The organism is Undibacterium sp. TC9W, from assembly GCF_049339865.1.
Lineage (GTDB): Bacteria > Pseudomonadota > Gammaproteobacteria > Burkholderiales > Burkholderiaceae_D > Undibacterium.
Genome location: NZ_JBMPPJ010000003.1, coordinates 297,620 through 313,084 on the forward strand (window position 1 = coordinate 297,620; position 15,465 = coordinate 313,084).

Consider the following 15,465-nt stretch of genomic DNA (forward strand, 5'->3'; position numbering starts at 1 on the left):
AATGGTCTCTCTAGGTTAGCTTATTGTTTTCCAAACGTAAAATAAAGTCATCTATAGAACTTAATATGACCAATTCTGAATTACCTTGGACATAATCCAATAATTCAAACTCATGCCAGTCATGATCAAGCTCATCGTCATAGTCTTCAAAAAATAACTCTGGCAATCCGACCATATAAGCATCGAAGTACGTCTCATCAAGCAACGCCAATTTGATTCTGGCACTTAAATTCTCCAACGAAAACTCATTTGGATTAGTGAAGTTGGCTTCACCGAAATTTTTGAAATTTCCGGCATCGCGATATAAATAAGAAAAGCAGATATTCATTTTCACACCAAAAATTTCTTTGTTCACTCAGTTATGCTGAAAGACATGCTTGTTATGCCAAACAAGAAATTCCATTGAAGGACTGAATTTTTCGGGCATAGCGATTTGCTTTCCATCCAAACCTAATATCCATTCTGAAGCAAATGGGTTATCTGCAAGCTTGTTTGCGGCTGGTGAAATCTTTATTTTGTATTCTGTATCTACCGTAAGCAAACCTTTGTCAAAAGCCTTGTCATGCAGCATAGACAGACATAGCCCATTACTTGGATTGAGTCGATTAGCCCTATCTGAACGCCAGGGAATGATATGACTCGCGACCAATAGACTTGGATGAGCCAAGCCAGTAATACAGCAGCGGCTAGCATAAGCGCTTAAAACGGCGCGACGAAAAAAGTGCTGCCCTATGCGTACCTCACTCTCTATTCGTTTGCTATCACTTGAATAATCAATTTGCACATCTGAAATTGCTGCCTCGTCCTCAATATCGGCGTCCTCAACGTTTACTCTATTTAGGGCCAGCAACGCATCAACTGCAGTTTGACTAGTGACAGCAAAGCGATTCCAATCAGCTTGCATTTCCTCCCACATGGCACGATCCAACTTAGACGCGCCAGTCAAGCCACTACGTCCCGAATCTGTGATGACAGGATCAAGACTTGCTATATTGACCAGCTTCATGGCGAGTGCTGAAGGAGTTCTGCCTATCAAGCTGGCAAAGGCGATTATTTCTGGATGTCGGCTATGAAATTTGCCGAAAGGAAGCTGGCAATATAAATTGAAGGCAATCAGAAGTTGTTCACGAGTCCAATTGTTGGATTTCTCTGTCATTGCCAATACTTTCTACATTCACCAAAAGGGGAAAATATACCAATATCCTCATCATATCCTGGTCAAAATGATATGTCTTGCGATCATTTTGTGAAATGTTTCATGCATGCATTTCAAACAACTAACATTTACAAATGCTTACATCACAATTTCCCTTCCCTACCCTTGTGATAATGTACCAATTCAGCAATACTTCGCCTACGCCGGATATACTGGTATCCGCCGAATAGCTGTTGGCCGCTATCAATAGAATTGCCTGCCAGCATCCTGCAAGAATTTTGTTTTTTGGAGAACACTATGGGTCTGTGGAATAAGCTCAGCAATGAATTTATCGATATTGTCGAATGGCTGGATGACAGTCCCGATGTGATGGTGCATCGCTTTGAGCGCTATCAGAATGAGATCAAGATGGGTGCCAAGCTGACGGTGCGCGAAGGGCAGATTGCTATCATGGTCAATGAGGGCCAGATGGGCAAGGGGCAGGTGGCGGATGTATTCACGCCGGGCATGTATGAACTATCGACCGAGAACATGCCTTTGCTGAGTACGCTCAAGGGCTGGAAGTATGGCTTTAACAGCCCTTTCAAGGCGGAAGTCTATTTCTTCAAGACTACCCGCTTTACCAATATGAAGTGGGGTACGGCCGGGCCTGCCACCATGCGTGACCCTGAATTTGGCGTAGTGCGTGTGACTGCCTTTGGTATCTATGGCATACGCATCGTGGATGCCAAGGCCATGCTGTCTGAGCTGGTCGGCACCAAGGCTGATTTTACGACAGCGGATATAGAAGAAAACCTGCGCGGCAAGATAGGCATGCGCATCAAGGAAGTGATGCCTGAAATTGGCGTGCCTGTCATCGACCTGGAAGCCAAAGTCACTGAAGTGGGCAAGCGCATACAGGAAAAAATTGCTGCTGACTTTGTGCAATATGGTCTGGAACTGTGCGAAGTACAGGTGCAGGACATAGGCTTGCCGGAAGAAGTGGAAAAAGCCATCGACCAGCAGGGTGCGATGCGCGTGATCGGCAATATGAACCAGTTCGCCCAGTACCAGGGTGCGCAGGCCTTGCGTGATGCGGCGCAAAACCCGGGCATGGCTGGTGCCATGATGGGTGTAGGCGTTGGTGGCATGCTGAGCCAGAGCATGGGCACGATGTTTGGGAATAATCCACAACCGGCAGCAGCGCCTGCTGCCGCTCCTGCATCTGCACCAGCGGCAGGCGGCGGTATGCCACCACCTTTGCCGACAGCGGTATCTTATTTTGTTGCGCAAAACGGTGCACAGACCGGGCCGTTTGATCTGGGCATATTGCAATCGCACGTGGGCAATGGCAGTTTAACGCGTGACAGCCTGGTATGGCGTCAGGGCATGGCGGCCTGGGGCAAGGCGGGTGAACAGGCTGATTTGTCTGGCTTGTTTGCGGCCATGCCTCCACCGCTGCCACCGCAATAAATCCTCCTCTGATGTGGCGTCGCGCCTGATGGTGGCGACGCCTTCTATTTTGTTCTGGAATCATCACCTGTGACGACAAAAAACTATCCCTGCAAATCTTGCGGTGCCAAGCTTGAATACGCGCCTGGTCAGCACGCCCTGCAATGCCCGTATTGCGGCGCCAAGAATGAAATCCCTGAAGACAAGGAAGCCACGGTCGCAGCAGTGGAAGAGCTGGATTATCAGGCTTACCTGGCAGAACAGGCAGGCAATGAACCCATGCTCGCCAGCCAGCATGTGAAATGCACAGGCTGCGGGGCAGAGTCGCAACTGGCAGCCAATCTGGTGTCTGACCGTTGCCCGTTTTGCGCAGTACCGCTGATCGCAGCCAATGCTTATTCTGCACGCAAGATCAGGCCCAAGGCGATTGCCCCGTTTGATATCAAGGAATCAGAGGCGCGCAGCAAGTTTGCCAACTGGATTACCGGCTTGTGGTTCGCGCCAAATGCGCTGAAGCAGGCTTACAGGGCAGAACGTGGCCTCAAGGGCATCTATACCCCTTACTGGACGTATGATGCAGATAGCGACACTACCTATCAGGGCCAGCGTGGCGTCGATTACACGGTAACAGAAAACTATACTGAAAACGGTGAGACCAAGAGCCGCCAGGTGACGCGTACCAACTGGTACCCGGCAGTGGGCGCAGTGCAAGTGTCGTTTGATGATGTGCTGGTCGTAGGTTCAAAGACACTGCCAACTTCGTATGCAGAAAATCTCGCGCCTTGGCGTCTGGAAAAATTGCAGGGTTACCGTGACGATTATGTATCAGGCTTTACGGTAGAGGCTTATCAGGTGGGCCTGGAGCCGGGCTTTGTCGATGCCCAGGGCAAGATGGAAGGCGAAATCCGCAATGCCATCTGCCGTGATATCGGTGGCGACCACCAGCGCATCATCGCGATGCAGCCACGCTATTCGAATATCAGTTTCAAACACATCCTGCTGCCTATCTGGCTGTCGTCTTATAAATATGGCGACAAAACTTACCGCTTTCTGGTGAACGGCCAGACTGGCCAGGTGCAGGGTGAGCGTCCGTATTCAGCGTGGAAGATTGCAGGGGCGGTGTTGCTGGCCATCGCAGTCGTCGTTGTGATTGCCATGCTTAATCACAAGTAATCGAATCAAGGGCAATATCTATCAAACCAGAGACACTGGGGCTGTACAGAGAGTTCATCAAAGAATTTTCTCTGTGTATCCTCTGTGGTGTAGCAGGGAAATCGAACGGCATGCCGTTCGCCTGCGTAACGAAGGCTGCTTGCCAGCAGCCTTTCTTCCCTCGGTGCCCCTGTGGTGAGTTTTTTGGTCTTTCAGAAATCCACCTGATTCAAAGCTTAACGCTCCATTAACATATCCATCATACGCTTGGGATTCGCCAGAAAATCCCGCGTGACCTTGTAGTGCTCGGTTTCTTCATACGCAATTTCAGAGATACCGTCTTTACTGCATTGGTAGATGAAGGCATCAGGATAAGCCATGAGTATCGGTGAATGGGTAGCGATGATGAATTGGGAATTATCCTCTATCAGATCATGGATGCGAGACAAGACCGCGAGTTGCCTTTGTGGTGACAGCGCAGCCTCAGGTTCATCGAGTATGTACAGGCCCTGACCGCCAAAGCGTTCTGTCATCAGCTTCAGAAAGGATTCGCCATGCGACTGTTCGTGCAAAGAAATCCCCCCATAGGAATTGATAATAGGAGGACCAAAGCTAGGTTCCTCATCCAGTTTTTCAATTTCAGTAGCCACATTGAAGAAGCTCTCAGCCCGCAAAAAGAAACCATCACGCGGCTTGCGTATGCCTTTGGCAATACGCAAATACTCATCCAATACTGAATGCGAACGCCTTGTACCAAAGCTGAAGTTCTTGGTACCACCCTCGGCATTAAAGCCCAAAGAAACCGCGATCGCTTCGAGCAAGGTAGATTTACCGGAGCCATTTTCGCCGACAAAGTAAGTGATCTTGGGATGCAGATCGACATATTCGAAGTTTTTTATCGCGGGCAAAGAGAAGGGGTAACGATCAAAAGATTCGACGATATCCCTGCGCAGGCTGACGCGGCTGACATACTGTTTTGAAATCATGTTGCCTCGGGTAATTCAGAGTTCATACCGCCTCTTGCTACTCAAACTGATCATCAGAGAAAATTCATTCAACAGAAAATTTTTCCTCTGTGCCCCTCTGTGGTGTAGCAGGGAGTTGGAACGACATGTCGTTCGCCTGCGTAACGAAGGCTGCTTGCAAGCAGCCTTTCCTTGCTCCGTGTCTCTGTGGTGAGCTTTTTGGTCTTATAACTACCTATTCAAACTGCTTCTTGAACTCTGCAAACTGCGCACTCAAATCGCTGACTTGCTGCTTCAGTTGCGCGACTTCTGCCTCCAGTTGGCTGACCCTGTCATTTTTTGAAGCACCACCACCGCTGGCAAGATTGGAAGCTTCGGCCTGATCCAGGCTGGCTTCATCACAGGACAGCAGATGCGCGTAACGCGGCTCCTTGGTGCCTGGTGTCAGGTTCAAACGGGCGACCAGTGGCGGGTATTTGTCCATCAGGTAGTCCAGGCATTTCTCTACATCGGCGACACTGGCAAATTCATGCAGGCGGCCAGCGCGGGCGCGGATTTCGCCTGCGGTCTGGAAGCCGCGCAGCATGAGTATGGTCAATACCGCTACTTTGGGCTGATCCAGCATCCATTTGATGCGCATGCGGTGCTCATACTTGGCGACGCGGGCACCGGCCTGGTGGATGGCATTGACCAGTTTCTTGGTGGCCAGCCTGTCTATGGCTTCCAGCACTTCAGACTCGGTGACCGACATGACGGGGTCGCGGCTCGTAAGCTGGTTACAGGCATTCACCAGGGTATTGAGTGACAGGGGGTAATTGTCGGGGGTGGCGGCTTCTTTTTCTGCCAGTACGCCAAGGACGCGCACTTCTACTGCATCGAGATACTGTGCATCTGCTGTAGGGCTGTCAGGTGTGCTGGCTGACTCGCTGGTGTTTTCTGTGTTCATGGTTTTTCCTGGGATGATTGCTGCGAGCAACTCAAATGACTTAGGCCACTTAAGCTCGCGATAGCTTCATATTATCCCTAAAAATTGAAAATGTGACACTGGATCATAAGAACGCAGCCATCTATTCAATTATTTTTTAAAAATCTTAACCCCTTTTGTTTTGCTGCTCCGTTTAATGAGTATGAACGCGCTTTTTATGGAGAACAAAATGAATAAATGGACATCTTTACTGACAGCCCTGGCAATAGGAGCGATGGCCACGTTGGGCACATTCGCACATGCGGGGCAGCTTGCTGGCGTCAGCATCATCAACCAGAGCACGGGTGAAAGGCTGCCCATATGGCGTCATCAGGGCAATAATTATGTAGCGGGCAAGCCCGGTGAGCGTTATGCGGTAGAAATCACCAACAAGACTGGCGGGCGTATTTTGTCGGTCTTGTCTGTCGATGGTGTCAATGTATTGACGGGTGCCACAGCATCGCCACAGCAATCGGGCTATGTATTGGCGAGCAGGCAGCCAGTAGAAATCAAGGGCTGGCGCAAGAATATGGATGAAGTGGCAGCTTTCTATTTCGCCCAGTTGCCTGATTCGTATGCGGCACGCACAGGCAGACCTGACAATGTCGGCGTCATCGGCGTTGCCCTGTTCAGGGAGCTCAGAGAGTATAGGGAGCCTCTCCCTGTGGAACCCTGGTATTCACGCCGGAGTGAATCTGCCGCACCTGCACCAGCACCCGTTGCCCCCGCTGCTTCTGCCTTGCCTCCTGTTGAAGCAACCGGCAACCTGGCAAAAAGCAAGTCTGACATGGCTGAAAAATCCATGGATGCGAGGATAGGTACAGGCCATGGCGAACGTATAGACAGCAGCGTGCGGAACACCGATTTTCGCCGTGCCAGCCAGCAGCCTGACGAAATCATCAGTATTCAGTATGACACCTACGCGCATCTGGTAGCACGCGGCATTATCCCGCGCAACCGCTATCAGGATGCCAATCCCTTCCCTGGCGGTTTCGTACCTGACCCGAATTAAAAGCGCCGCAAATATAGCGCACCACAAATACCTGATGTCATGCCGCACTTCCATGGGGGTTCCCCAGGCCCCCTTTCACACTAAAAATACAGGAAATTGTCAATAATGAAAAAATCTGGCCACTACTTTAAAGCACCTATTTTGTGCCCCTTGCTCTTACTGATGCTGGGCGGTTGTCAGTTTGGCGATGTCGCAGAGACCGTGGCTGCCACCGGCGATGTGATGATAAGCCCGCAGTCTGACACAACAGCTTCCCGACAAACTGGCAACAAGAAGAACAAAACGATTGCCTCTCAGGATGGGCAAAAACCAGTGCTTGGCCCGGTTGCGGCTGAGCCTGCCCCAGCTGCATCGACCAGGATCAAACAAGTGCGCGCTGAGGAATTGCCAGCCCTGATCAATAGTTATTTCGACACCCATGAGAGCCGCAACCTGTATATACAGGTAGATAAGCCACTCTACAAACCCGGTGAAACTATCTGGTTCAAGAGCTGGGACTTGAAAGCCCGCAATTTGACTGGCAGCGAAATGCAAGCGGCAACGGTGGAACTGATCTCGCCCAAAGGCACCAGCGTGAGCAAGAAACGCTTGCGTGTCGAGGCGGGTAGTGCAGCCAATGATTTTGAATTGCCACCCGAGGCGCAAGGTGGTGAATACAAGATACGTATCACCAGCAGTGACGGAAAAACCCTGGAACGCGCCATCATCGTCTCTGCATTTGAAGCTCCACGCATGAAGAAAACCCTGGAATTCGTCAAGAAATCCTATGGTGCGGGTGAACAGGTCAGTGCCACGATCGCCGTCAAACGCCCTACTGGCGAGATAATGTCGGGCAAGCGCCTGGTCGCAGTTGCGACTGTCGATGGCGTGGAATTACCCCGCGTGAATGTCACGACAGATGCCACGGGTGAGGCACTGGTGAAATTTGATTTACCGAAGAACATCAGCACTGGCGATGGCTTGTTGACGATACTGGTAGAAGATGGCGGCGTCACTGAATCGATTTCAAAATCCATACCCATCCTGCAAAACAAGCTGGCACTGTCTTTCTTCCCTGAAGGTGGCAAGATGGTGGCGGGTTTGCCTGCCCGTCTCTATTTTGAAGCCAAAACCAGGTTGGGAAAACCGGCAGATGCCGAGGGCAAGCTGGTGGATGATCTGGGTAATACGGTTGCCAGATTCAATACCTATAAAAATGGCCTGGGCCGTGTCGCGTTTACGCCAGCTACGGGTCGCCGTTATCATGCAGAAATAAGCAAACCCAGCAGCGTGACTGAGCATTATGCTTTGCCATTGGCAGAAGAAGCGGGCTGTGTCATGCGCAGCTATGATGATCTGGATGGTCAGGAAAAAGCCTTGCGTATAGCCGTGCAATGCAGCACCACGCAAAAGGTCGTGGTCGCGGCCACCGTGCGCGATAAATTATTTGATGCAGGCAGCATGGAAGCTGGCCCGGCCAAACCGGCTGTCATGTATTTACAAGCCAAAGACCCGGCCACGACTGCTACTGCAGGCATCGCCCGCGTTACCTTGTTTAACCAGAATCTGGACCCGCTGGCAGAACGCCTGGTGTTCCGCAATCGCCGTAACCGGCTTGAGATCAAGGTAGAGCAAGACAAGAAAGCCTATGTACCGCGCGGCGAAGTCGCCCTGAACATCACAACCAAAGATGCCAGCGGCAAAGCCGTGCCAGCAGAACTGGCCCTGTCGGTTGTCGATGACACGGTGTTGTCGTTTGCCGATGACAAGAGCGCTAATATGCTGTCGCGTCTTTTGCTGGAAAGTGAATTACCCGGCAAGATAGAAGAGCCTAATTTTTATACCGACCTGGGTGAAGACAAAAGTGCGCTGGCACTGGATATGCTGATGGGTACGCGCGGCTACAGACGCTTTGACTGGGTACAGGTGCTGACCCCCTTGGAAAGGGTGACAGTCACTGGCAGCAATATCCGGCGGCGGGAGATGAATGCGGCAGCACCATTGGTTCTGCCAATGGCAGCACCCATGCCTGTGCCTGCTCCAGTAGCAGCACCAGAATTGAAAAAACTGGCTGCCGCCGTAGCACCTGCAGCAGCTATGGCACCGCAAAAACCTGCCATCGCAAAAATGAAAGAAGAATTGGCTGTGGGCCGCATTGTGGCCGCGGCTCCGGTACAGATGGAAGCCAGATATTTTCCGGCAGAACCCATGGCTGACAAGGACTTTGCCCGTGCCGATGCAAAAATGGCAGCGCCTATGGCAGAGCTGGCGCCAAGTTGGGCAGCGGTGCGGGTCTTTCCGGTTCCTGCCTATACACCTGATTATGCCGGGCCGCGTGATGATTACCGCGATACCGTGATGTGGGCTCCATCAGTAAAAACCGACAAGCAGGGCAAGGCCACCTTGAAGCTGGCCTTGTCGGATGCCGTCACGTCTTTCCGCGTCACCGCAGAAGGTGTCGGTGGCGGGCAGGCAGGGCATAGTGAAAATATCCTTAAATCTTCCTTGCCATTTTCTTTGTCGGCCAAACTGCCACTCGAAATTTCTGCCGGTGACAAACCGCTGATTCCCGTCACCCTGAGCAATGAAGGCGAGCAGGCTGTCAATGTCACGCTCAACAGCAATTTTGGCAAACTCCTGAAAGCCAGTGACAGTAATAACAAAGTGGGTGCTATCGCTGCTGGCCAGCGCAAGAGCATGTTCATCCCGCTTGAGATCACAGGCACACAGGGTTTGTCTCAGGTGCAGTTGTCAGCGACTGCATCGGGTTTGAAAGATGAAGTCTTGCGCAGCATACCAGTGGTAGCCCCTGGCTTTCCGCAATTGCTGGAGAAGTCAGGACAGATCAAGGGGCAGGTCACGCATGACATCGATCTCAGCAAAGCCAACAAGGGTAGCGTGCAGACTTCGATCAAGGTATATACGTCGCCACTCGCTACCATGGTATCTGGCCTGGAAGGCATGTTGCGTGAACCGTCTGGCTGTTTTGAACAAACCTCATCGACCAATTACCCTAACGTAATGATCATGCAATACCTGAAGCAGCATGATGTGGCCGACAGCGCCTTGCTGGAACGTACCGGCAAATTACTCGATAGCGGCTACAAGAAACTGGCTGGCTTTGAATCACCGAAAAAAGGCTATGAATGGTTTGGTGGTGACCCCGGCCATGAAGCGCTGACTGCCTATGGCTTGCTGGAATTTGCGGATATGAAAAATATCTATGGTTCCGTCGATACCACCATGCTGGCGCGTACTGCAAACTGGCTCAAAGCCAGACGTGATGGCAATGGTGGTTACCAGCGTGATGCCAAGGCGCTCGACAGCTTTGGCCGTGCTGCACCAGAAGTGACTGACGCCTATATCACCTGGGCCCTGGTCAGCGCTGGTGAAACCGGGCTGGATAAAGAAATAGGCAAATCCGTCAAGCTGGCGGAAACCACGCAAGATGCGTATCAACTGGCACTTGCCAGCGGCACCATGCTGGCACCATCCGCAAAAACGGCGGTATCAGACAAGGCAAGGCGCGCAGCAGTGGATAAATTGGTGGGCATGCAAAATGCCAATGGTTCCTGGACAAATGCAGATCATTCCATCACCCGCAGCGGCGGCAGCAATCTGCATATAGAAACCACCTCGCTGGCGATACTGGCCATGCTCAAAGCAGATGGCCACCTGGAACAGGCACGCAAAGGTATCACCTGGTTGCAGGCTAACCGCAGCGGCTTTGGTCAATGGGGTGCGACGCAGGCCACTGTGCTGGCTTTGAAGGCAATGATCGCTTTTGATGAGGCGACCAGGGTTGCACCCACGGCTGGCAAAGTCAGCCTGCTGGTTGATGGTGTCGTGGTCAGCGAGAAGAGCTATGAAGCTGGCAGGCGTGAACCTTTGTTGTTTAATGATTTTGAAAACTTGCTGATACCTGGCAAGCACAATATCACGCTCAAAACCAGCAGCGGATCTGCCTTGCCGTATTCGATGGCGATTGAATACCGCAGCAATGAACCAGCATCATCCAATACCGCCGTCATTAACCTGAACACCAGCCTTGCTAAAGCAGATCTGAAAATGGGTGAGACCGTCAGGTTGAATGCGGTCATCAGCAACAAGACGCAAACCGGCCAGCCCATGAGCCTGGTACGCCTGGGCTTGCCGGGAGGGCTGACTTTCCAGAACTGGCAGTTGAAAGAAATGCGCGAGAAAGGACAGATAGACTTCTATGAAACCCGTGCCCGTGAAGTGATACTGTATTTCCGTGACATGAAACCGGGCGAAGTGAAAAAACTGGCGGTAGATCTGGTGGCAACAGTGCCAGGCAGCTATACCGGGCCTGCCTCATCTGCCTATCTGTACTATAACGATACTGACAAGACGTGGACAACTCCGCTGGCAATACGCATCGCGCCTTAGCATCAGCTAAAGCACTATCAGGGCGTTTTTTTGGCAATTTGCTGATTGTCAGAAAAGCGCCGGAAGTGGCCTGGATGCATGACAGTTTTACCCTGACAGTGCATGGAAATTATGCTGGTGAGACGGGATTTTCCGTTAAACTAGCGGCCATGATAACCGAACCACAAACAGACGAGGCACTGATGTTGCTCTATTGCGATGGCGACCTGCTCGCCTTCAAAGAGTTGTATCAGCGTCATCGCCTGGGTTTGTACCGCTTTATAGACTGGCGTTCGCCACGTCAGGAATGGGTAGATGAAATCGTGCAGGACAGCTGGGCTGCGCTGCATGCGGCACGGTCGCAATACACAGCGCTTGCCAGTTTCAAAACCTATTTGTACCAGATCGCCCGCAACCGTTTGATCGACATACTGCGCCAGCGAGAAAGCCTGCTTGACGCCGACCCTGACCAGTATGAACACACGCTGGAAAGCACACAGGAATCGACGCCGCTGACCAGGTCGCCAGAAACCCGGCTGGAAAAAAAACAGCAGACCGAGCGTTTGCATGAAGCCATCAGGAGTTTACCCAGCGAACAGAAAGAAGCGCTGGTCTTGCAGCAATTCAATGGCCTGAGCCTGGAAGAAATTGCCACCATTACCGCCGTATCTACGGAGACCGTCAAAAGCAGATTACGTTATGCCATGCAAAAATTGCGTGCCGAATTGCATACCCAGACACAGGGGGAGCCAGCATGACATCCAGGAATGACGATATGCACGAAGCTGAATTTGAGGATTTCCTGCAAGGCAAGGGCGAACTCGCCAGCCTGCTGCAAGATTTGCCGCAAGCACAACCGTCGGCAGAGCTGGATGCGGCGATCATCGCTGAGGCAGAACGTGCTCTTGCGGTCTCATTAGCAACAAGGACAGCACCAGCCATGGTGCCACCCGCAGCCAATGATGCCATAGGCCCTGAAGGCAGCGGGAAACCGCCATCATTTTTATGGCGCTGGAAACTGCCACTGAGTCTGGCTGCCAGCATACTGTTTGCCATACCCGTGGTCATGCAGCAGCATCAGGAATCCTATCCAACAGAACCTGTGACTGCGTCTGCATCGAATGCACGGGCGCTACCTACGGCACCTGCCGCACCTGCGACACAAGAAAACGACAAGTCAGCATTGCCACAACTGGCACAAGCAGACTTGACGAAAAGGGCAAAGGTCGCCGCAGAAGTTGCCGCACCAGCGGCACCGGTAGCAAGCACGAGCAATGCAGCGTCACCTGTCATGGAAGCCAGCAAAGCCAAAGAAAGCCAAGTGGCCGATGACGCCAGACGCGCCAGTGCCGCAAAACCGCGCAGTGAATTCAAGCCAGCTGAGCAGCAAGCCGAATCGCCGCCTGCTCCAATATCTGCTTCAAAATCCGCTCCGGCTCCAGCCCCCATGGTGGCCGCAGCACCTGAACCGGCGAGGGTGACAATCACAGGGTCGGCAATACGCAGGCAAGACATGTCTGCTGCGGCACCCGCGCAAGTGGTCAGCGCTGAAGAAAAAGTGGTAGCAGATAGCCAATATACCGGTAACGCAAAAATGCGTGCACCAGCGGCGAATGCCAGTGCCGCCAAAGCAGAGGCTACAGGCATGCTGGAGAAAACCAGTGAAACAGAATCCCGGTCATCAGCAGCCATGGCAGAAAAGCCAGTAATGACAGCATCGGCAGATAAAAAAGCTGATATGCCTGCGGCAGTACCATTCCCTGCCGCACCGTCAGCGCCACGCATAGTCATGGCGCCACCGCCGGTGGCAGCTGCACCGCCGCTGTCAGCCGCACTGGCACCTGAAGCACATCCAGGTGTCTATGACTGGCTGGAGAAAATTGAACAGCTATTGAAGAACCACCGTAACAAGGAAGCACTGGAAGAGTGGCGTAAATTCCGCGCCAGCTATCCGGGGTTCACTGTTGATCAATCCCTGCAAAAGCAGATAGACGCGCTGCAAAAATAATACGATCAATGACAAGCATTTGTCATTGATCCTCATACTCACCTTGGTCCAGGTTCTTTTCTACCGGACAAAATTGCTACCTGATATAACTTACTGGCGAAAAGTGCTGGCCGGTACAGTCACTGGCGCGCTGCCGCAGGCAGGTACATTAATGACACGGTTTGCCCCCACTTCCCATGCCAGAGGTTTGACGCCCTGGGTCAGGTATTTGTATTCATAAGTCGTACTGGCATTCAGGTTGCGCGACACTGTCCACAAGGGCCAGAGATTGCCTGACAATTTGGTGGCGCTTGCGGTATTCCAGTTCCCCAGTTCTGCTCCGCTGCCGGTGAGGTATACGTCCTGCCCGACCACGGTAGTGTTATTGGTCACCTGGAAATTCACCTGTACCTGACAAGCGCCCGCCAGCGTTTTTGCACTGGCCGTAATGCTATTGGCTGACACATTATTAGCATTATCGACCGCTGCAACGGTGTAGCTATACGTGGTGGCTGGCGACAAACCGCCATCAACAAAGCTGGTGCTGGCACTGAACACAGGGCTGCCGCCATTGCGTGCAATGTTATAGCCCTTCACGCCGCTGCCACTAGCATTGTCGGTAGCAGCATTCCAGCACAGACTGATGCTGCTACTGTTGGCGGCAGTTGCCGTCAGGCCAGTTGGTACTGAGGGGGCGGTTGTGTCATTCGATGCGCCACCGAGTTTCTGGTTGATGTGCAAAGCCACTGCCGGTACCGTGTTGCCTCCATTTGCGGGTATGCTGAGCGTGACCGTGCCATTCGCAGCCACCACCACTGCATCCGCCGTACAAGCGGTTTTGCCAGCGTTGGCGATACCATGCACGACATTGCAGTAAGTACCGGCAGGCAGCAAGGTCTGGAAGCTCTGGTTCCATGCACTGAACTCATTATTGATAGCGACAAAGCCTTTGCTTCCACGGTTAAAGGCGATCTGGTTGGCACTGCCGCTGGTAAAGTTATCGACACCCTGGCCCGAAGTCACCGCACGAAAAGCCACCATATTGGCGATGTCAGCCCAGCGATGGATGAAATCCCATTGCTGGTTGATCAGTGGATTGCCATTCGCATCAAAGGGACTGGCGGCTGGTGCGTCGGCATTGGTGTCCGTGAAGATAAAACCGGAATGCACTTGCGCCTCACCATAAGGCCAGGCCAGCATGAAGATATTCGCCAGGTCATAGCGTTTGCTGCCCTGTGTATCATTGGTCGCACCGCTGCGGTTACTGGCGTTCATGGAATCACCATTGCGCTCAGTGTCCCAGTTATTGATAAACACAGTAGCCTTGCTGCTGTCTGTGAAAAAGCCCCAGGTACCACCCCAGTTACCGGGCGTGCCCATGATGCTGCGCATTTGCGAAATGCTGGCACCATTGAGATTGCGGAAAGTTTCTTTCATCGCCGTTGCATACTTGAATTCATTGATGGTGCCTATGCTCAAGTAAGAATTGCGATCTACCGTGCCATCGGTAATGATTTCTTGCGTGATCCACAGAGGTTCACCTGATGTCGTGGTATGCGTCACACCATTCACGATGGTCTGCAAATCTGCCTGGCGTATGTGCTTGGCTGCATCAAAGCGAAAGCCATCTATACCCATGCCTATCAGGCTGCTCAGATAATTCCTGATCTGCCCTTGCACATAGCTGGCCCCCGTATCCAGATCAGGCAGGCCGACCAGGCGACACTGCGTGACCGCATTGCGGTTATTGCTGTAATCACTGCCCTGGATATCGCAGGCAGGATGAAAATCAGCAGCGCTGAAGCGCGGGTAACTGCTCGCGGCTACCCAGTTTGCACCAGCGGTAGAAGTGCCACTGCCTGCTGCCAGGTGATTGACAACGATATCGGCATACACACGCACGCCTGCAGCGTGACAGGTATTGATCATGGCCTGCAGTTCGGCGGCCGTGCCCATCTTGCTGGTCAGATTCGTGTAATCGACAGGCTGGTAAATATCCCACCAGTTACTGCCACGATTGGCTGAACTGGGTGGAGATATCTGCACACCACCATAGCCTTGCGGGCCGAGGAAATTGCTGCATTCCTTGGCGATATCGGTCCACTTCCAGTGAAACATCTGCACCGAAGTGTCACGCGGATTAAAGGCATGAGCAGGTGCACTTGCAGCCATCATCGTCATGCCAGCCACACTACAAAAGAATGCTTTTTGTAATGCGCCCCTGATACCGTCCTTGATACCGCCTCTGCTATCGCATTTACTACTTTCCTTGCTTGTATTTTGATTCATATTGTCCCCTCACTATTTGCCTTGGCAAACTCAAACCCTGAGGATTTGAATTGCCCCCAATTTCATGCAGCTTGATTTATGTCCTGCCTCAACAGCCCCAAACTCACCGCCCGTCTTGCCTGACGGCACCATTGATAGCAA

The 15,465-nt window shown here is 52.2% G+C and carries 11 protein-coding genes; 6 read left to right on the forward strand and 5 right to left on the reverse strand.

Annotated features, from left to right (window positions below; all coding sequences use genetic code 11):
• Positions 1-10 precede the first annotated feature (10 nt).
• Together ACO0LN_RS05430 and ACO0LN_RS05435 are read right to left on the reverse strand one after the other, a co-directional pair.
• Positions 11-355 carry a hypothetical protein gene (locus ACO0LN_RS05430; protein WP_422971714.1) on the reverse strand — a complete coding sequence of 115 codons (345 nt, stop codon included), beginning with the start codon at positions 353-355 and terminating at the stop codon, positions 11-13.
• A complete protein-coding gene (locus ACO0LN_RS05435) occupies positions 356-1,156 on the reverse strand; it encodes an HNH endonuclease (protein ID WP_422971716.1) in 801 nt (266 codons plus the stop codon).
• 297 nt (positions 1,157-1,453) lie between these two features.
• On the opposite strand from ACO0LN_RS05435, the gene ACO0LN_RS05440 reads away from it, so the two are divergent.
• Together ACO0LN_RS05440 and ACO0LN_RS05445 are read left to right on the forward strand one after the other, a co-directional pair.
• On the forward strand, positions 1,454-2,608 hold the full coding sequence (locus tag ACO0LN_RS05440; protein ID WP_422971718.1) for an SPFH domain-containing protein: 1,155 nt from the start codon (positions 1,454-1,456) through the stop codon (positions 2,606-2,608).
• Between the two features lie 69 nt (positions 2,609-2,677).
• The gene (locus tag ACO0LN_RS05445) at positions 2,678-3,760 is read left to right on the forward strand and encodes a hypothetical protein (protein ID WP_162044284.1); all 1,083 of its coding nucleotides are present in this window, start codon (positions 2,678-2,680) and stop codon (positions 3,758-3,760) included.
• Positions 3,761-3,975: 215 nt separating this feature from the next.
• Here ACO0LN_RS05445 and ACO0LN_RS05450 read toward each other — a convergent pair whose 3' ends face one another.
• Complete coding sequence (locus ACO0LN_RS05450) at positions 3,976-4,725, reverse strand: AAA family ATPase (RefSeq protein ID WP_422971720.1); 750 nt, start codon at positions 4,723-4,725, stop codon at positions 3,976-3,978.
• 214 nt (positions 4,726-4,939) lie between these two features.
• Positions 4,940-5,650, reverse strand: coding sequence for a YceH family protein (locus ACO0LN_RS05455; protein ID WP_422971722.1), 711 nt, complete (start codon positions 5,648-5,650; stop codon positions 4,940-4,942).
• A gap of 208 nt (positions 5,651-5,858) precedes the next feature.
• On the opposite strand from ACO0LN_RS05455, the gene ACO0LN_RS05460 reads away from it, so the two are divergent.
• The 4 genes from ACO0LN_RS05460 (at position 5,859) to ACO0LN_RS05475 (ending at position 13,056) form a co-directional block, all read left to right on the forward strand.
• Positions 5,859-6,680, forward strand: coding sequence for a hypothetical protein (locus ACO0LN_RS05460; protein WP_422971724.1), 822 nt, complete (start codon positions 5,859-5,861; stop codon positions 6,678-6,680).
• 105 nt (positions 6,681-6,785) lie between these two features.
• On the forward strand, positions 6,786-11,069 hold the full coding sequence (locus ACO0LN_RS05465) for an MG2 domain-containing protein (protein WP_422971726.1): 4,284 nt from the start codon (positions 6,786-6,788) through the stop codon (positions 11,067-11,069).
• Positions 11,033-11,806, forward strand: coding sequence for a sigma-70 family RNA polymerase sigma factor (locus ACO0LN_RS05470; RefSeq protein ID WP_422971728.1), 774 nt, complete (start codon positions 11,033-11,035; stop codon positions 11,804-11,806). Before ACO0LN_RS05465 ends, ACO0LN_RS05470 begins: the two co-directional genes overlap by 37 nt.
• The gene (locus ACO0LN_RS05475) at positions 11,803-13,056 is read left to right on the forward strand and encodes a hypothetical protein (RefSeq protein WP_422971730.1); all 1,254 of its coding nucleotides are present in this window, start codon (positions 11,803-11,805) and stop codon (positions 13,054-13,056) included. The genes ACO0LN_RS05470 and ACO0LN_RS05475 overlap by 4 nt, the downstream gene beginning before the upstream one ends.
• 90 nt (positions 13,057-13,146) lie before the next feature.
• Here the strand turns inward: ACO0LN_RS05475 and ACO0LN_RS05480 are convergent, their stop codons facing one another.
• On the reverse strand, positions 13,147-15,324 hold the full coding sequence (locus ACO0LN_RS05480) for a carbohydrate-binding module family 20 domain-containing protein (protein WP_422971732.1): 2,178 nt from the start codon (positions 15,322-15,324) through the stop codon (positions 13,147-13,149).
• Positions 15,325-15,465 lie beyond the last annotated feature (141 nt).